Annotated in this window: 21 protein-coding genes and 1 pseudogene; 7 read left to right on the top strand and 15 right to left on the bottom strand. The window is 68.7% G+C overall.

The genetic code is table 11. From position 1 onward, the window contains the following. Positions 1-543: 543 nt before the first annotated feature. Entirely contained in the window at positions 544-738 is a 195-nt protein-coding gene (locus tag ACLBX8_RS00725; RefSeq protein ID WP_447697616.1) for a Flp family type IVb pilin, read from the top strand. A 230-nt stretch (positions 739-968) separates the two neighbouring features. On the opposite strand, the gene ACLBX8_RS00720 is transcribed toward ACLBX8_RS00725, so the two are convergent. Together ACLBX8_RS00720 and ACLBX8_RS00715 are read right to left on the bottom strand one after the other, a co-directional pair. Further along, the gene (locus ACLBX8_RS00720; protein ID WP_447697615.1) at positions 969-1,286 is read right to left on the bottom strand and encodes a hypothetical protein; all 318 of its coding nucleotides are present in this window, start codon (positions 1,284-1,286) and stop codon (positions 969-971) included. Positions 1,287-1,296: 10 nt separating this feature from the next. Next, entirely contained in the window at positions 1,297-1,467 is a 171-nt protein-coding gene (locus ACLBX8_RS00715) for a DUF3606 domain-containing protein (protein WP_447697614.1), read from the bottom strand. Positions 1,468-1,977: 510 nt separating this feature from the next. On the opposite strand from ACLBX8_RS00715, the gene ACLBX8_RS00710 reads away from it, so the two are divergent. The 4 genes and pseudogenes from ACLBX8_RS00710 (at position 1,978) to ACLBX8_RS00695 (ending at position 3,524) form a co-directional block, all read left to right on the top strand. After that, complete coding sequence (locus ACLBX8_RS00710) at positions 1,978-2,220, top strand: DUF7241 domain-containing protein (RefSeq protein ID WP_447697613.1); 243 nt, start codon at positions 1,978-1,980, stop codon at positions 2,218-2,220. A 179-nt stretch (positions 2,221-2,399) separates the two neighbouring features. Continuing rightward, a pseudogene (locus ACLBX8_RS00705) lies at positions 2,400-2,843 on the top strand (DMT family transporter). Between the two features lie 62 nt (positions 2,844-2,905). Beyond that, positions 2,906-3,202 carry a hypothetical protein gene (locus tag ACLBX8_RS00700; RefSeq protein WP_447697612.1) on the top strand — a complete coding sequence of 99 codons (297 nt, stop codon included), beginning with the start codon at positions 2,906-2,908 and terminating at the stop codon, positions 3,200-3,202. 34 nt (positions 3,203-3,236) lie between these two features. Beyond that, the gene (locus ACLBX8_RS00695) at positions 3,237-3,524 is read left to right on the top strand and encodes a hypothetical protein (RefSeq protein ID WP_447697611.1); all 288 of its coding nucleotides are present in this window, start codon (positions 3,237-3,239) and stop codon (positions 3,522-3,524) included. A gap of 84 nt (positions 3,525-3,608) precedes the next feature. Here the strand turns inward: ACLBX8_RS00695 and ACLBX8_RS00690 are convergent, their stop codons facing one another. Further along, positions 3,609-4,019: a response regulator gene (locus tag ACLBX8_RS00690; RefSeq protein WP_447697610.1), complete on the bottom strand. Its 411-nt coding sequence runs from the start codon at positions 4,017-4,019 to the stop codon at positions 3,609-3,611. Positions 4,020-4,219: 200 nt separating this feature from the next. On the opposite strand from ACLBX8_RS00690, the gene ACLBX8_RS00685 reads away from it, so the two are divergent. After that, positions 4,220-5,344 carry a diguanylate cyclase domain-containing protein gene (locus tag ACLBX8_RS00685; RefSeq protein WP_447714482.1) on the top strand — a complete coding sequence of 375 codons (1,125 nt, stop codon included), beginning with the start codon at positions 4,220-4,222 and terminating at the stop codon, positions 5,342-5,344. A gap of 87 nt (positions 5,345-5,431) precedes the next feature. Here the strand turns inward: ACLBX8_RS00685 and ACLBX8_RS00680 are convergent, their stop codons facing one another. Then, entirely contained in the window at positions 5,432-5,668 is a 237-nt protein-coding gene (locus ACLBX8_RS00680; RefSeq protein WP_447697608.1) for a DUF6894 family protein, read from the bottom strand. Between the two features lie 162 nt (positions 5,669-5,830). Between ACLBX8_RS00680 and ACLBX8_RS00675 the strand changes: the two genes are divergently transcribed. Further along, positions 5,831-6,070, top strand: coding sequence for a hypothetical protein (locus ACLBX8_RS00675; protein ID WP_447697607.1), 240 nt, complete (start codon positions 5,831-5,833; stop codon positions 6,068-6,070). A gap of 101 nt (positions 6,071-6,171) precedes the next feature. Here the strand turns inward: ACLBX8_RS00675 and ACLBX8_RS00670 are convergent, their stop codons facing one another. From ACLBX8_RS00670 to ACLBX8_RS00620, 11 genes are all read right to left on the bottom strand, one after another. Next, positions 6,172-6,510, bottom strand: a complete 339-nt coding sequence (locus ACLBX8_RS00670; RefSeq protein ID WP_447697606.1) for a hypothetical protein — start codon at positions 6,508-6,510, stop codon at positions 6,172-6,174. Between the two features lie 94 nt (positions 6,511-6,604). Further along, the gene (locus tag ACLBX8_RS00665; RefSeq protein WP_447697605.1) at positions 6,605-7,015 is read right to left on the bottom strand and encodes a 3TM-type holin; all 411 of its coding nucleotides are present in this window, start codon (positions 7,013-7,015) and stop codon (positions 6,605-6,607) included. 2 nt (positions 7,016-7,017) lie between these two features. Further along, positions 7,018-7,632: a lysozyme gene (locus ACLBX8_RS00660; protein WP_447697604.1), complete on the bottom strand. Its 615-nt coding sequence runs from the start codon at positions 7,630-7,632 to the stop codon at positions 7,018-7,020. A 59-nt stretch (positions 7,633-7,691) separates the two neighbouring features. Next, positions 7,692-9,056, bottom strand: coding sequence for a hyaluronate lyase N-terminal domain-containing protein (locus tag ACLBX8_RS00655; protein WP_447697603.1), 1,365 nt, complete (start codon positions 9,054-9,056; stop codon positions 7,692-7,694). Continuing rightward, positions 9,053-11,173, bottom strand: a complete 2,121-nt coding sequence (locus ACLBX8_RS00650; protein ID WP_447697602.1) for a phage tail protein — start codon at positions 11,171-11,173, stop codon at positions 9,053-9,055. Before ACLBX8_RS00650 ends, ACLBX8_RS00655 begins: the two co-directional genes overlap by 4 nt. An 18-nt stretch (positions 11,174-11,191) precedes the next feature. Further along, positions 11,192-11,668, bottom strand: coding sequence for a hypothetical protein (locus ACLBX8_RS00645; protein WP_447697601.1), 477 nt, complete (start codon positions 11,666-11,668; stop codon positions 11,192-11,194). Positions 11,669-12,094: 426 nt separating this feature from the next. Then, positions 12,095-13,063, bottom strand: coding sequence for a quinoprotein relay system zinc metallohydrolase 1 (locus ACLBX8_RS00640; protein WP_447697600.1), 969 nt, complete (start codon positions 13,061-13,063; stop codon positions 12,095-12,097). Beyond that, positions 13,063-13,806 carry a quinoprotein dehydrogenase-associated SoxYZ-like carrier gene (locus ACLBX8_RS00635; RefSeq protein ID WP_447697599.1) on the bottom strand — a complete coding sequence of 248 codons (744 nt, stop codon included), beginning with the start codon at positions 13,804-13,806 and terminating at the stop codon, positions 13,063-13,065. Before ACLBX8_RS00635 ends, ACLBX8_RS00640 begins: the two co-directional genes overlap by 1 nt. A 6-nt stretch (positions 13,807-13,812) precedes the next feature. Next, positions 13,813-14,415 (bottom strand): rhodanese-like domain-containing protein, encoded by a 603-nt coding sequence (locus tag ACLBX8_RS00630; protein ID WP_059408534.1) that lies wholly within the window; start codon positions 14,413-14,415, stop codon positions 13,813-13,815. Then, the gene (locus tag ACLBX8_RS00625; protein WP_447697598.1) at positions 14,412-14,993 is read right to left on the bottom strand and encodes a cytochrome b; all 582 of its coding nucleotides are present in this window, start codon (positions 14,991-14,993) and stop codon (positions 14,412-14,414) included. Before ACLBX8_RS00625 ends, ACLBX8_RS00630 begins: the two co-directional genes overlap by 4 nt. Continuing rightward, positions 14,990-15,286 carry a hypothetical protein gene (locus tag ACLBX8_RS00620; protein ID WP_447697597.1) on the bottom strand — a complete coding sequence of 99 codons (297 nt, stop codon included), beginning with the start codon at positions 15,284-15,286 and terminating at the stop codon, positions 14,990-14,992. Before ACLBX8_RS00620 ends, ACLBX8_RS00625 begins: the two co-directional genes overlap by 4 nt. Between the last annotated feature and the right edge of the window lie 9 nt (positions 15,287-15,295).

Genomic DNA, 15,295 nt, shown 5'->3' with positions numbered 1-15,295 from the left:
TGCAGGGCCGCTTTCTCTCGCAAATTGCCCGCTCGGCCCCGCCCCGATCTGCTCACGGGGCGGGGGAGCGTCCGATCTCACCAGCGTGTGAGCCGAGCCGATACACAACGGGCTTCGGGAATAGGAGGGCGGCCGGCCATCAGCGGGCTGCGTCCGCGAGAGGCGGATCGGTGTCGCGCACGACGGAAGGAAGCCGCCGCGCAGACCAGATGACCTTGCCGCCGTCGTCCCGAAGAGTGGCGCAACCAGATCTTCCGGCGAGGAGACGCTCGAACTTGGCTTCAGCCTCACCGGCGGCCTGGGCGTCCGTCGACGCCTCAAGTTGCTCGGTAGCAACCGACAGCCCGCTTGCGCAGCGCCTATAGACGGAGCATTCGAGATGAAACACAGCCATGAAGCGGCGGAGCAAGAGTCTTGCCAAGTCCGCTATCGCCCTCAAGCGCCGCTTATAGACCCTATTCCGTCGCCGAGAACTGATCTTTCGCTTCGGCAGAAATTTTTATTTACCGTCCGTAAACATGCCGGGGCGATCATGGAGGTGTGATGCTCTATTTAGAGCGATGGATCGGTCCGATGCCCAAATTTCTAAGGCGGTTCGTTCGCGACGAGACTGGCGCTACCGCCATAGAATATGGAATGATCGCCGCCCTGATCGCTGTCATCATCATCGCCTCGCTGCGGCTCGTAGGAACGCGGCTCACCTCCAAATTCGGCGTGATCTCCGGCAATCTGAACTGACACGCGAATAAAGGCCCGCGCCGGCGGACCGGGCGGGCCGTCTCGGAACCGAACCAAGGATGAAGGCCGTCGATCTGCCTGGTTCATGTTGCGGCGGCATACAAAGAGAAGCCCGGCTCGCTGAGCCGGGCTTGCTGAGTCATCGCTGATGGCGACTGACTTCCAAGTCGCCAGCGTCGTCTTTAGCGCGGTGCAGCCCTGACGAAACATACAAATGAGGTATATGCAGTTTAAAACTGCGGGTCTGATTGCGTAGACGCGTCCGTTGTCTCGGTGCGACCGCCTTCCTCGGCCCGAAGCCCGTGTTCGCCACACCGCGACTCGCTGATGGAAGCAGTACCGTCGACGATCTCACCGATCAGCGCCCAGATTGCCTGATGCTCCGGACCGCCACGGTCGGCGGCGAGAAAGGCCGCCAACGCGATGTCGGTGACGCGGCCACCCGAGGCCGCGTTGGCCTCGTGGCGGACGAAGCTGCGACCGTCGGACCGATCGCGTAGCAGGAGCCAGCGATCGCCGTTCGAACTGGTGTAAAGTTCGCGGCCCAAGGCTGCCCCGTTATCGCGAAGGCTGACCGAGATAGGCGGCGACGCTGGCGACGCGCGAGCCGACCATTCGCACGGCCTTGCGCAGGCGTTCTTCGGTGACCCCGAAGCGAAGCGCCCAATGCTCGCGAGCGGCGCGGTCGAAAACGTCGATGTGGGTCTTGTCGAGCAGTTCGGTGGGCATGGCTGGATCCAACGGTGTTCTGGCATCACCAGGAGTCCGGCTTCCAACTCCGAACCGCCTCCCGAGTTGCAGCGATCCTCGGTAGTTCACCGCATTCTCGGGAACCCTTGCGTTGGGACCTTCGGTTGTTGCGCAACCTGTTCCTAAGAGGGTGTACGCCATGACCAATCCCGGTTCTCCGATCCCCGATCCCGGCGGTCCCGATCTGACGACGCCCGGCGAACCGCCGCCGACCGAACCCATGCCCGGTGATCGGCCGGCACCGCAGCCGCCGCCTGACCCGGTGCCGGGCGATCCCGCGGGCCCCGATCTCATACCTGGTGATCCCGTCGGTCCCGGCACGATCATGTAAGCCGCCATCGACTGGTGCGGCAGAACCTCGCGCACGGGCTGTTCCAGGGAGCTGAGCTACATCGCCAAGTGCTGACAGGATATGCAGCGCACTCTCGATCCCGGCTTCCTTCAGGCCTCATCCGCTCGATCGGACCGACCATGTCGGGACGCTGACCGATGACCGGCGGCACGCGGCACGATCACCGCCACGCCGCCGACATCTGCCGGGAGAATGGGTGGGACGTCGGAACTCACTTGATCGGCGATGCCGGCCTCGGCGCGACGGTGATCCGCATAACAGCACTCGGCACCCGCGTGATGTTGGCACGCATGATCAGCCACGGTGGTGTGCCGGTCGCCTACGGTGTTGAGCAGGCCTGGAGCCTTGGCGCACGCGATTGGTGTCGGATCGCTGGGTGAGGCGATCTAGGGCCGTCAGCGATCCATCCTGAACCTGATGCGACCGCCGCGGACAGCCACGTGGGCGCTGCAGCTGTGACGTCGTCGCAGCGGCCGCGGACGTCCAGAGATGGGCGGGCGCGTCAAAGGTGTACAGCTGCGCGGCGGACCTTGGCCGGTGTCCGGCGTGCTAGCCCATCATGTTGTTCCTCTACGGCCTCACCATCCTCGCCGGCATCGCCAACGCGATCCAGCCCGGTCAGAACGCGACCTTGTCCAAGTCACTCGGGCTGCCCATCACCGCGGGCCTGATCACGCTCCTGGTCAGCACGGCCGCGTTGCTGATGGGCGGCCTCGCCATCGGCAAGCTCGAGATGCCGACCGGCCAACAGCTTGCTGCCGTGCCGTGGTGAGCGTGGCTCGGCGGTCTGTTCAGCGTGCTGCTGATCCTGGCGCAGCTCTACGCCTCACCCGCCATCGGCGCGGCCTCCTTCCTCGGCATCATCGTGACAGTGGGAGTCGCCGCTTCCCTCGTCCTCGACCATTACGGCTGGGTCGGCTTCCCGGTGCACCCGGCCAGTCTGTGGCGAATCCTCGGAGCAGTCCTGATGGTCGCCGGCGTGGCTTTGGTGGCCCTGTTCTGACCGCTCCGGCCAGGAACAACGACGCAGGACTGCTTCTTCCCCTACTGACAACAGGAGGAAACATGCCCCGTCTCTCCACCCTAACCGGCGCTGCCGCGATCCTGGTGCTGACGATGACGACAACCTTCGCAGCGCCGTGCGCTGTCGGCACGACCACCAGCAGCAAGGGGCCGACGACGAAGGACACCAGCTCCAACGTCGAGGGCGGCTCGACCGCCAAAGTGACGCCGGGTGCCAAAGGCGAGTCTCCCGGCACGGTCGGTGCGCTGAACAACGTCGGCGCCGGTTCCATGGCCGACAAAGGTGAGAAGAAGGCCCCCGAGGGGCAGCCCGTCAAGCCGGGCGACGACAACTGCTGATTGGCCTCAAGCGTACCTATCGGGAGGAAGATCCATGTCGACGAAGACACTGATGATGGCGGCCGCTCTCTCGCTCGCGATGTCTGGCGCCGTGCTGGCTCAGACTGCCGCCGGTGGCGGCAGCGCCGAGGGCAATATGAACAATCCCGGCTCGGTGAAGAGCAATTCCGAGAAGTCCATGGAGCGCGGAACCGGCTCGATGAGCACCGGTACCGGACCGGGTACGGCTGGCGGTCCGCCTGTCAGCACGCCCGGCGCCCCTGCCGGAAGCGGGACTGGCAATGGCGCCACCGGAAGCGGTGCGGCCCCGAGCGGCAAGTAGATCGGTGGCGCCCCGCGGGGTCTCATCCGCGGGGTTCACACCGATACGATGGCGGCGACGTTCAGTGGCAACGTTTCTCCCACCTTACCGACGCAGCGGCTCCGGCTTCTGCCCATCGGGCAGGATCTCCTTCAGGTGTTCGTGCACCATGCCGGCCGTGAAGGGCTTGCCGATGAAGCGTGCCCCTTCCGGCATGTCGCCCGGCCCCGGGTGCACATGCCCGGAGGCGACCACGATGGCGATGTGCGGCCAACGTTCCGCCGTCTCGCGCGCGACCGCGAAGCCATTGCGCGTCCCGGGCATCTGGACATCGGTGAATAACAGGACGATCACGGCGTTCCGCTGTGCGAGCAGGACGAGCGCGGCGTCGCCATCGCAGGCCTCGACAGTTCGGAATCCAGCCTCCTCCAGGATGTCCATCGCGTCCATGCGAATGAGCCCATCGTCGTCTACGACGAGGGCATAGGGCACGCTGCAGTCGGTCGGCTCGCTCATGCCGACACAAGTCGCGATTTCGAGAAAAGGTTCGCCGTCCGGTGCCGACCCGATCCGGTCGGGACGTGGAGGCCGCGTGGCTACCGAATGGCGGACAGGGGAGGCGGACTGATCGAGGTTCGCGGAGCCGCCGGGAAAACCAGCGTCAACGAATATGGATTAGGATCCCGTGCACGACCAACCGGGTCAGGGGGCGATGCGTGGCCGTCGACGGGCGTGACGAGGTGGAGAACAGTGCCGTCCGCTCCGCTCTCGTCGCCGAGCTGGCTCATTCCACAGTGCCGACCTGCATTATGGGCTGCACCCTGGTCGGTGTCGCGAGCTTTGCCTACGCGTCCACCGGGATGAGTGCCCTCCTGGCCGCCGCGATCGGCGGCGGGCTGGCGTCGATGGCCAAGGTCGCACTGATGCAGTTCCAGAGGCGGCGTCCGGGCCTGGAGCTTCCCGCGCGCGCCGAGACGAACGCGTGGAAGGCGGCACATGCCGCGATCACCAGCCTCGTCGCAGCCTCCGTCGGCCTCACGGCGACGGCGATCTTCCTGCAGCCCGACCTGAGCCTGCAGATGCTCGCGACGGGCCTGATCTTCGGCTACTGCTCCGGCATCGTCAGCCGTGTCGGGATCAGGCCCAAGATCGCCCTCATGGCCATCGTCCTGGCGGCGGTTCCGCCGATCGTCGCGGCGGCGACGTGGAGCGATGTCCCCCACCACATCATCGTGGTCGTGTTCTCGATCTTCCTGCTCGGAAGCTTCGAGAGCGTGCGCCACGTTCATCGCACCGCGGTGAAGCATGTCGGGATGAAGCTGGCGATGGCAGCCCTCGCGCACAAGGATCCCCTGACGGGCTTGGCCAACCGCATCGGTCTGCGCGCGGCCTTCCGGGCCATCAATGCCGACGATTCGGTCGCCGTGTTCTGCATGGATCTGGACGGGTTCAAGACGGTCAACGACCGATACGGTCACGCGGCCGGCGACGCCCTGCTGCGGATGGTTGCCGCCCGCCTCGTCGCTGTCTCTGCCCCCGACGCGACCGTGGTCCGCATGGGCGGCGACGAGTTCGTCATCCTGAAGCCGGGCCTGCACCGACGAAGCGATCTCGCGGCCCGCGTCGAGCAGATCATGGAATGCCTGCACGAATCATTCCCTCTCGGCGACCAAGAGGTCACGGTCGGCGCCAGCGTCGGCTGCGCTTCGTCGCCCTTCAAGCCGACGGATCTCGACACTCTGCTCACGCGCGCCGATGAAGAGTCGTATAGAATCAAGTCGATCCGCCGACGCGGACTGCCGGCCGATCGAACTGTTACCGTCCTTCGCGGCCATGTTTGAACGACGGCCTGCTGCCGAGCCTCCCGTCCCGCGCGGCGCGCGCTTATCGCTGGCGTTACTTGCCGAGCGGACCCGGCTCAGGTGAGGCTAGGACAGCCACGTTCCCGTGAACGCCAGGGCGCCCAGGTAGAGCGCTCGGCCGTCCTCGTCCCTGATCAGGACCGTCAGGGCCTGTCGCTCACCATCGCGTGGCACCTCGTCGGCAGCGATTTCCGGAAGAGCCTGCTTGGCATGCCTGACAGCGCTCTGCAGGTCGGCGCAGTCGAAGCCCATCTCGTCGCGCTCGTTGCGCCCATCGTTGATGTCGAAGAAATAGCGCGGCACCCACGCCTCCTGAATCGGGTCTTCTCTCCGCAAACGCGAGGTTTCGACGCCGGTTCGCTGGCGAAGCCGAGGGGCCGAGCGGCCTGCATGCGACACGGCCGAACGCCGCCAGGCGGCCCTGGTTACTGACGCAGACGCCGACAATGGATACACGCGTGGGCGATGTACAAGCTCCCGCCCGGCAGCCTCTACCGGCTTCGAACACTCGCCCAGACCGGCGCACGCTTCTATCAAATGAGCGGCTACATGCGCCGTTTGGAGGTCCTAGGACTAATCGTGGCGACTGGACGGACCGATCCGGACACGAATGCTGTAGAGTACGGCATCACCGATGCCGGCCGCGCCGAGCTCGAGGAGCGTCACGGCCCGCTCTCGCCGAATTGGCTCGAAGGCGAGGCTTGATGCGCAGTGCCACCGTGATCTGAGCACGCGCGTCTGTGCCCGGCGGGGGCGACGAGGCGCCATGATCTACGCACGAAGAGGCCCGCGCGCGTGCGCCAGCCTCACCGCCCCGCCAGCCCGATCTTCGCCAGGACGATCCCCCCGAAGGCCAGCAGCGCCGCCGAGGCCAGGCCCCAGCCGATCTTGCGCAAGTCCCGCACCTGCCCGGCGACCTCGGCCAGTGCCTTGGCCGCCTCCGCCTTCGCCCCGTCCACCGCCTTGTCGATCCGCCGCTCGATCTCGTCACGGGCCACGAAGTGCTCGATGTCCCGTCGGTAGGCCACGCCCTCGAGCTTCTCGTCCATCCGGTCGAGTTTGCCGCCGAGTGCGTCCATCTGGCGGCCGGTCGCCTCCACGCGCTCGATCAGGCGCCCGATCCATTCGGGCAGGTGATCCGTCATGGCCCCGGTCCTTCGCTCGACGCGACCCGGCCGCGCCGTCCGGGGCCGGGGCAGTGTCTCGTCCGCCATCGCTGCGCGCCCGCGGTCTCGGGGCTCAACCCTTCGGCCCGATCACCTGCGGGACGATCTTGTCGACGGAGCGGGCCAGCATGTAGGCGCCGATCCCGACGGTGAGCAGCGACCACAGCTCGGCCGGCACGCCCTTGAGCGCGGCCACGACCTCGACCTGCAGGCCGACCATGGGCGAGACCACGCCCACCCAGGTGATCATCGCCAGTGCCCAGAGCACGGTGATCGGCCGGGCGTTGCGGGCGAGCGGGCTCTCCGAGCCGGCATCCGCCTTCATCACCTCGGCCATGGCCCGGCCGAGATCGCCCTGCTGCTCGATCAGCGCGCGCTGCAGCTCCAGTTGCACCTGCAGGCGCTGGCCCTCGTCGGGCAGCACCTTCGCGAGGATCGGGCCGAGCGCGCCGAGCAGCGTCGGCAGGAGCGCGAGGAATCCCATGGTCAGGCACTCCGCTGCATGTTGTGGCGAAGGGCGTCGCGCAGGCGCAGCCACCAGGCTTCCGGCGCGACCGACGGGGCGCCGGTCATCGGCGCGAGCGAGTCGGGACGCGCCGGCGAGGCCGGTGCCGGTCCCTCCGGCGCGCGCACCGGCGCGGGATCGCCCCGGCGGGCGTAGACGAGGCCGTAGGCGGTCAGCGCCGCCTGGTCCCGCTCGCCCTGCCGGCGGGGCACGATGGCGGCCGGCCGGTCCCACAGCAGGAAGGCCTCGACGGCCCGCGGCAGGTCGCCGGCATTGGCGAGGCGCACGACGCTGGACTGTGCGAAGTTCGGCTGGCCGATGTTGAAGCACAGCGAGCAGCAGGCATCGAAGAACGGCTGCGGCACCGGCTTGACCAGCGCAGCGCGCACGGAAGCGACGTAGGGCCTGAGATCGGCGGCAAAGAGCGCGTCCGCCTCAGCCTGGGTGACGCACAGACCGTCGGTCACGGTGGGCGGGCCGGCCGCGCTGGTGTGACCCCGGCCGATCGTCCAGATGCCGACGCTGTCGCGGTAGGCACGCAGCCGGCAGCCTTCGCGCGCCGCCAGGGCCGCGCGTCCGAGGGGTGAGAGATCCATGGGAGACTCCTGCCTGGGCGTCGGATGAGAACCGGTGCCCTACCGGCGGCTGGGGGCGATCACGGCAGCTGTCGTGCGCCGAAGAAGGAATCGGCAGCAGCCACGTAGCCGTCGGCGCCGGTGAACCGCACGAACACCTCGACGGTGTCCTTCGCCGCCAGTTTCAGGACCGACGCGAGGTTGACCGCGCTGACGCCGTCGACGAGCGCGCCGGTCGCCGCGGCGCGCCCGCGCCCGGCCGCCGCGCCGTTGCGGTAGAGCTGCACCTCCAGCGCCGTCGGCGCGCTCGACCCGTTCCGCTTGTACGTCAGCGCGACGTCGAAGCCGTGCAGGCCGGCCTCGAAGGCGACGAAGCGGTTCTTCGCCGCGTCGAAGGCGCCCTGATCGTTGCTGTCGGCGGTGTTGAACTGGACCTTCGTCCAGGCATCCGCCGGGACGTAGTTGTCGAAGTTCGTGGACGCGGCGGCCTTGGCGAAGTTGGTGATCCGGCTCCAGGCGGCACCGTCGTGCCATCGGAGCGCCGTGAGGGTGCTGTCCGCGTAGATCTGGCCCTGCGCGCCGCCCGCGGGCTCCGCGGAGAGCGGCTGCAGCTCCAGGGCGCCGTTGCCGCGGACCTTCAGCACCGACCGGCGCGCGGCCGTGCCCGGCGCCGTGGTCTGGACATCCAGGCCGGTGCCCTGCGCCGTCGCCGTGAGATCCTCCTCGGCAACGCCGAGCAGCGCGACGGCGTCGGCCGTGTACGCGCCTCCCGCGTGGTAGCCGGCCCCGAACAGGCCGAGGAGTGTGTCGGTCGCCTTGAGCGGCAGCGGCGCGCCCGGCGCGCCCCGCGCGGCCCGGGCGCGGCAGTTGGCGACGGGCCCGTGATGACCGGCGGCATCGCCCCCGTAGGCGTCGAGTTGGACGGCGAGCCTCGCGCCGAGACCCAGGACGTGCACCGGCGCGCCCGGATCGGTCACACCCGACAGGCCGAGATAGCCCGTCGCGGCCGCGACCGTCATGGCCGTCCGGAAGGCGGTGCCGTCCGGGCTCGTCTTCACGGTCAGGTCGTCGCTGCCGAGCGTGCCGAACAGGACCCGGCTGGCGTAGCCGGTCTGGAGCACGAGGCCGGCGTCGTTGGCCGCAGCCTTCTTGTTGAGGGTCAGCCGCATGTTGCCGGCCCCGGGAGTGACCTCGTCCCACGAGAGCAGCGCGGCCTCGGACTTCACCGCCAAGCGGTTGGTGGTGTCGGCGGCGGTGTTGACGCCCAGGGCCGGCACGCCGCCCTTCAGGTCTCCCGCGGAGACGGCCGGGTGACCGCCGGGCGTGACGCCGTCGTGGACGACGAGGCGCCAATTCGTGGTGTCGACGACGAACTCGCCCGGTCGGCCGACGAAGGTCGCGAGGAACGACCACGCGTCCCGCAGCCACTGCGTGCGCACGCTCATGACGAGGCGAGCCCCAGATCGAGGAAATTCGGGTAGGGGTCGGAGGCGAGGCCGAAATCGTCGCTCCGGGTGGCCGCCTGCGAGGCGAGCCCCAGATCCGCGCCGCTGCCGACGGCGAGCGTCTCGGCGACCGGGCCGAACCGGCCCGAGCCGATCGGCGTCAGCGTGTAGGGCGTGCAGGTCGCGAGGTCCTGGGCCGCGCCGCCGAAGATGTTGAAGGCTTGCAGCTTCAGGGTGAGCGGCGTGCCGATATAGGCCGCCGGCACGCTGTAGCGGAACACCGCCTCGTCGAGCCGGATGAAAGCCGTCCCGGCCGGGTGCGCGCCGGCCGGCGAGCCGGAGAGCCCGCGCTCCAGATAGGTCAGGGCGTAGACGTGCGGCGCGGTGAGCGTCGCGGTGGCGAAGGACACCAGTTCCTGGCCGACCAACGCGAGGGTGACGCCGTCCCGCGCGTCGGCCTCGCTCACCGAGGCCAGCGTGCCGCCGGAGCGGCCGAGATCGACCGCGAGCGTGTTGGCGCGGTCGGGGTTGGGCCCGGCCGGGGCGGGCAGGTCCGCGGCGAGCACGCCCTGGCGGGCCGCGTCCGTGATCGTGCCGATCTCGACGAAGCTGGCGCCGTCGCGCGAGACCCAGACATTCGCCCCGCCCCAGTACGGGTCGGCGTTCGCGCCCGAGGCCGCGATCCAGACCTGCGGCACGCCGGCCGTCAGCGCGGCGGGCGGCTCGAAGATAAGCGGATCGTTGACCGGCGCGGACGCCCGCTCGCGGTCGACCGCCGATCCGGTCGCGCCGACCGTTGGATAGGCCGCCGCGGTCGCGGTCCCGCGCGGGAACTCCTCGGCCGTGACGGTGAGCAGACCGTCCTCGTCCTCCTCGATCGCCGTGATGCGCACCGGCGTCCGAGCGAGCCCGAGCCCCGGGTCGGTCAGGGTCACGACGTCCATCGGCTCGAGGAGGCAGAACTCCCAGGACAGGCGGAACGTGTAGGTGTTGCGGATGTAGAGCGCCCGCTGCAGCGCGAGCTGCGCCACGAGCCGGCCGATCGAGAGCGCGCAGATCTCGCGGGCGGTGATGGTCCCCCCGACCTTCAGGCCGTAGCGCTCGATCGCGCCCTGGTCGCGCGCCTCGACCGTCGTCGCGGTGTAGCCGTGGCTCCGATCGGAGCACTCGACGCGCTGGACGTTGGGCAGGCCGTAGGGATCGCTGCGCGCGACCCGCACCGGATCGTCACCCTCGGCGGCCAGGACGTCGTCGTCCGTGAGGTCGTAGACCGGCGCGACGTCGGGCACGTAGGTGACGCTGGCGCCCGAGTGCGTCACCCCGGTCACGACCTGGTCGCCGTAGGGGACGATCCTGAGCCGCGCGCCCGACCACACCGCCGCGCTGTTGGTCAGCCGCAGCCACCGCGCCAGGATCGCGTTGGCGGTCTCGGCGTCGGTGAGCGCCGGGCTCAGCCCAAGGCCGAGGGCGGCGCAGTAGGTCTGGTAGGACGCGTCCCCCGAGGCGCCAAACAGGGCCGCGCCGCTGAGGGCCGAGGCCGGCAGGCCGACACCGTACTGCGCGTTGGTCAGGAAGTCCGAGATCAGCGCGGCCGGGTCGGCATCCTGCCCGAGCGGCCCCGCAGTGCCGGCGAGCCGCCCGACGACCTCGAAGGCGATCGACGAGATGGTCGCGCTGGAGCCCAGGTCGAAGTAGGGCGAGGCGAGGTAGGCGGTGCCGTTGTAGGGCAGCGCGGCGGCCGGGTAGCGCGCCAGCGCCGGCCCCCATGGCTGCTGCGGCGTGTCGCCGGGGATGAGGCTGAGGAAGTTGGTCGGGAAGGGCGTGACCGACTGGCCGCTGAACACCTCGCCGATGCCCTGGACCGGCCCCTCGGCGAGGCCGAACATGATCCAGGTCGAGTAGGTGTAACCGGTGATGCCGTGGCGGCCGCCGCCTTTGCCGCCCGCCTTCTTGCCGCGCTGGGCGTGGGTCTGGAAGCCGTCGGACCAGATGACGTTCGGTGCGATGCGGTTGGTCCCGTAGACGATCGGGATCGGCAGCGCGCTCGAGGCGGTCTGGACCTGCAGGCCGGTGTAGTCCGGCCGGACGGTGCGCTTCTTCCCGCCGAACAGGCTCATGGTGGCCTCATGGCAGTCTCAGAGCAGGTCGGCCTCGGCGGTCGCGCGGGCGGCCCAGAGGCTGAAGAAGCGCGGGTGCCGGCCCGGCTCGGCGAGGACGGGGTTGCGGGCGATCGGCTCCTCGATCACGGCCTGGGCCGGCGAGAAGGCGTGCACCAGGGTCAGCGGTTCGTTCGCCGTGACGATGCCGCCGTGAGCGTAGGCGCGGCCGTAGCGGAAGACCGCGACGTCCCCGGGCTGTGGGCGCACGACTTCGGCGGCGCGATCGAACACGAAGCCGAGGTAGCGCTCGTCGGCGCGGTGGAGGTGCCAGTCCTGCGGGTAGGGGCGCGGGTCGAAGGCCGGTACGAGGCCGGCATCGACGAACACGCGCACGAGGAGCATACCGCAATCGACGCCGACGCCGCGCAGGTCGGCGCCGGGATGGTACGGCGTGCCGATCCAGCTTCGGGCCTCGCGCACGAGGCGGCGGCGCCCCTCGTCTTCAGCGAGCATGCGAAGCCCTCGACGCGCTTCATTTTTGGTCACGTCATCGCGCGCCGAGCCCTACTCGCTGAAAGGCGAACCCAGCTCAGCGGTTCGGATCTGACGCTGGATCCAGGCTTGGTAGGTCTGCTGTGGGTGGAAAACAGCCAGTCCGCTTTCGAGTGTAGACATCAGAAAGCAGACCGCCGGGGATCGGCAGCAGCTCGCCGTAAGCGGCCGGTTGACTTTAGATTGAGGTAGCCGCAAAGGCCGACCGCAGCATGCCAAACAATTTTGGCATTTTCCGGTTAAATTGCGCCTTCAAGAGCCTGCCGTCCTTGTAGGCTCGTCTTGTCTAAATCGCCGCCTATCACATGAAGAATCATCCGTCGCGATTGAGAGTCGAACAAGAGAGGAATACTCACTCAATCATCTCTCAGGGTGGCTCGATGACGTTCAAGCGGTCGTCAAAACCGGCAGCCGTGCGGTCTCAATTCCTGGCAAAAGGTGCATGACGGAGCGGGCGAATTCGTAGCGCGCCACGGCGATGTCGTTCGTCCATGGGGGGAGAGGCCGTTCCATGATCTCCGTGGAATCGAGACCCGCCTCGAAGCCGGCCGCGATCCCGCTCTCGGTCGCATCGAGCCAAGCGAGGGTCTGATCGATGCCGCGTCGCCCAGCTTCGGCCGGGCCGTGTCCGGGAACCAGCAACCGGCAGGGGATGTCGGCGACCGTGGCAAGGGCTTTCCGCCAGCGGGGTAGATCGGCATCCGGTGTCGTCGCGGCCCGATCAAGAAAAACGAGATCGCCGGGAAACAGCAGGCCCGAGGTTTCCTCGAAGAGGCAGAGATCCTCGTTGGTATGGCCGGACAGGTTCAACAGACGGAAGCGCCGTTCGCCGACCTGCTCCACGCCGTCCCGCGCCTCGTTGGCGGGCTTCGGCACGCCGGTCCCGCGCATCCAGTCGCCCGCAACCCGGTACATGCCGCTGGCGAGGTCGTTGCCGAACCGAGCGAGGTCCCGCCGCAGGCCCGGGCCGACCCACACGGCCGAATCGGCGAAGGCCGTCGCCCCGAGGCTATGGTCGGCATGGAAATGGGTGAGGTAGACGCGCACCACGGGCTTGCCCGTGAGATCCCGCGCCAGGGCCTCCAGGGCGGTGCCGTAACGGTGGGACGGACCCGCATCGATCAGCACGCAGCCGTCTCGGGTTTCGATCAAGGTCACGTTGGCGATGGCGCCGCCGTTCTCGGCGGTGATGGCCTCCTGGGCTCCGTAGAGCGTCCAGATCCCCGGAGCCACGACGACGGGCTTGAGGGTGTAACGGCGGGGAGCGGCGAGGGCCGGAGTGCAGGCTATCGCCGCCAAGCCGAGGGCGAGGCCCGAACGACGGGTCAGGCCACGGTATTGTTCGGATGCGCCCATCAGAGTCTCTCCCGTGCCTGCGCCTCGATCGGGGGTACCGGCACCTTGGCGCGGAAGTCGTTGCCGGCGGTGTTGCGCATCGAGACGAGCAACGCCTCAGTCACCCCGTCCTTCAGAAGGAGCGTCAGGGTCGGGTTGTCGGCAATCGCCTCCGACAGGGTGAGGTCGGCGAGCCGCCGCCCCGCCGCATCGGAGATCGCCAACGTTTCGATGATGAACACCGGCACGTTGGCGATCATTCCGTTGTCCATGGGGTGAATCGTGCGCAGGCGAAGACGCAGAGTGTCCGCCTCCCGCCAGATCCGGCCCTGTAACGCGCCGAGCCTTTTCCAATCGACCCGCTTCTCGACAACCGGCGGCACAGAGCATCCGCCGCCGGCCGCATCGAGCGTGCGTCCTCCGATGTACCAGCGGCCGTCCTGACGGGCCGCCGCACGGATGGGGGTCCCCTGTTCGATCTTCATGCGGAAGGCCGCGAAGGGCTGCGCGCCGGTTCCGGCGAGGCGTAACGTCAGGGGAAAGGGATTCAGGTCGGCGATGACGATGAGTTCCTCGACCGAGCCTATGGCGCGAGCATCGACCGTCACGGGAACCTGCGTCTGGTCCTCGGTCACCGGAGGCAGCGTGACAGTGACCCGGTCATCGAAGATCGCGGGCAGGCCGCCGAGGTAGCGCTCGGCCATGCTCGACCAGAGGGGCGACTCAAGGGGATCGCGGGTGCCGGTGGTTTTCGGGGCAGGCATGGGGCTTCACCTCGACGGAGTGGAAGTCGCGCCGAGCGACGGGACCGCAGGCGGATCGGCCGGGACGAGGGGACGGCCGGCATCGCTCCAGCCATCCGTGCCGTCGGCAAACCAGTAGACCCGGCGGTAGCCGAGGTCGGCCGCACGGCGCACGGCGTTCCAGGACATCCAGCAATCGGCCATGCAGAAGAAGATCAGCGGGTGGTCGCGATGTCCCCCGCTGAGCGTCTCCAGCCAGCGGGCGAGATAGGCGGCGAGACGGGGCTCGATCCTGCCGCGGCCCGTCTCCGGCAGCCACACGGCGCCGGGGATCGTCTCGCGCCGGTCCACGATCCTCCAGCGACCGCCGACGGGCTCGAAGCCGCCGCGCTGGGGCATCACGTCGATCAAGGCGGCGCCCTCGGCACGGAGCCGGTCGACTTCGGCGAGGGCTACGAGAGTGCCGCCGACGACGGGGCGTGTCACCGGCGATCTGTAGTTCTGCGTCCGAAGCCCGGTGACGGGATCGAAATCGGCATCCGCCGCCACGATCCCGACTGCCCCCGGCCCCTCCTGCGGATGGGCGGGAAGGGACGAAACGAGGAGGAGCGCGACGGCCAGGCTCCTCATCGGCCGATCTCCGCCATGCGCCGGAGCGTGTCGTCCCGGTCGAGGACGTGATGCTTGAGCGCTGCCGCGACATGCAGTGCAATCAAGCCCGGCAGCGCCAAACCTAGCCCGTCATGGACCCACACCGCGGTCTGATAGATCAACTCCGGCCGGGTCTCGAACAGCTTCGGGATCAGGGGCCACTCGAACAGCGCGAGGGCCCGCGGATAGGCGAGGGAGCGGGCGATGCCGGACAGCGGCATCAGCAGGATCGCGGCGAGCAAGGCTCCGTGCATTGCCCGTGCCGCCCAGACCTCCCAACTCCTGTGCTGCGAAGACGGGGCCGGCCACCCTTCCCATGCACGCCACAGCAGACGGGCCAAGACGAGGAGCAGGAGCAGCATTCCAAGAGACTTATGCAGGCGGATCGCGGTGCCGCGGCCCGGTCCTTCCGGCACCGCCCGAAGCCAGAAGCCGTAGGCCAGCATCGGGAGGATGGCGGAGGCGACGCTCCAGTGCAGGAGCCGGGTCGGAAGGCTGAGGCGGCCGCCTTGCGGAGGCGGCGACGCCTCCCCCGGCGCCGGGAGGGAGCCCGTCATCGCTGCAACGCCCGAAGATGGGGAAAATCGCGCTTCTGCGTCAGGATGGTACAGTCGCGGTCGTCCTCCGAATTAGGGCAGCGGACCTCGACGCCGTCGGGGTAATGGCTCACGTTCTCGCAGGTCGCGACGAAGCGGGTCGCCCCACCGTCGAGTTCCTCGGCATCGAGGCCGCCCACGCCGCATTCGGTCTTCAACATCAAGAGGCGGCGGACCTGATATTCCTTGATTCCCTCCGGCCATGCGGGGGCGGCAATGACGAGTCCCAGAAGCAGGAGCCAGGCCGCGCGCATGGGGCCGAC

It is taken from the genome of Methylobacterium sp. D48H (assembly GCF_053345715.1).
This window is presented reverse-complemented; position numbering and strand designations above follow the sequence as displayed.

What these genes read in the sequence shown, in the direction of transcription:
- ACLBX8_RS00725 (WP_447697616.1), top strand. Translation starts at nt 544, where the DNA reads ATGCTCTATTTAGAGCGATGGATCGGTCCGATGCCCAAATTTCTAAGG.
- ACLBX8_RS00715 (WP_447697614.1), bottom strand. Translation starts at nt 1,467, where the DNA reads ATGCCCACCGAACTGCTCGACAAGACCCACATCGACGTTTTCGACCGC.
- ACLBX8_RS00710 (WP_447697613.1), top strand. Translation starts at nt 1,978, where the DNA reads ATGACCGGCGGCACGCGGCACGATCACCGCCACGCCGCCGACATCTGC.
- ACLBX8_RS00700 (WP_447697612.1), top strand. Translation starts at nt 2,906, where the DNA reads ATGCCCCGTCTCTCCACCCTAACCGGCGCTGCCGCGATCCTGGTGCTG.
- ACLBX8_RS00695 (WP_447697611.1), top strand. Translation starts at nt 3,237, where the DNA reads ATGTCGACGAAGACACTGATGATGGCGGCCGCTCTCTCGCTCGCGATG.
- ACLBX8_RS00690 (WP_447697610.1), bottom strand. Translation starts at nt 4,019, where the DNA reads ATGAGCGAGCCGACCGACTGCAGCGTGCCCTATGCCCTCGTCGTAGAC.
- ACLBX8_RS00675 (WP_447697607.1), top strand. Translation starts at nt 5,831, where the DNA reads ATGTACAAGCTCCCGCCCGGCAGCCTCTACCGGCTTCGAACACTCGCC.
- ACLBX8_RS00670 (WP_447697606.1), bottom strand. Translation starts at nt 6,510, where the DNA reads ATGACGGATCACCTGCCCGAATGGATCGGGCGCCTGATCGAGCGCGTG.
- ACLBX8_RS00665 (WP_447697605.1), bottom strand. Translation starts at nt 7,015, where the DNA reads ATGGGATTCCTCGCGCTCCTGCCGACGCTGCTCGGCGCGCTCGGCCCG.
- ACLBX8_RS00660 (WP_447697604.1), bottom strand. Translation starts at nt 7,632, where the DNA reads ATGGATCTCTCACCCCTCGGACGCGCGGCCCTGGCGGCGCGCGAAGGC.
- ACLBX8_RS00655 (WP_447697603.1), bottom strand. Translation starts at nt 9,056, where the DNA reads ATGAGCGTGCGCACGCAGTGGCTGCGGGACGCGTGGTCGTTCCTCGCG.
- ACLBX8_RS00650 (WP_447697602.1), bottom strand. Translation starts at nt 11,173, where the DNA reads ATGAGCCTGTTCGGCGGGAAGAAGCGCACCGTCCGGCCGGACTACACC.
- ACLBX8_RS00645 (WP_447697601.1), bottom strand. Translation starts at nt 11,668, where the DNA reads ATGCTCGCTGAAGACGAGGGGCGCCGCCGCCTCGTGCGCGAGGCCCGA.
- ACLBX8_RS00640 (WP_447697600.1), bottom strand. Translation starts at nt 13,063, where the DNA reads ATGGGCGCATCCGAACAATACCGTGGCCTGACCCGTCGTTCGGGCCTC.
- ACLBX8_RS00635 (WP_447697599.1), bottom strand. Translation starts at nt 13,806, where the DNA reads ATGCCTGCCCCGAAAACCACCGGCACCCGCGATCCCCTTGAGTCGCCC.
- ACLBX8_RS00630 (WP_059408534.1), bottom strand. Translation starts at nt 14,415, where the DNA reads ATGAGGAGCCTGGCCGTCGCGCTCCTCCTCGTTTCGTCCCTTCCCGCC.
- ACLBX8_RS00625 (WP_447697598.1), bottom strand. Translation starts at nt 14,993, where the DNA reads ATGACGGGCTCCCTCCCGGCGCCGGGGGAGGCGTCGCCGCCTCCGCAA.
- ACLBX8_RS00620 (WP_447697597.1), bottom strand. Translation starts at nt 15,286, where the DNA reads ATGCGCGCGGCCTGGCTCCTGCTTCTGGGACTCGTCATTGCCGCCCCC.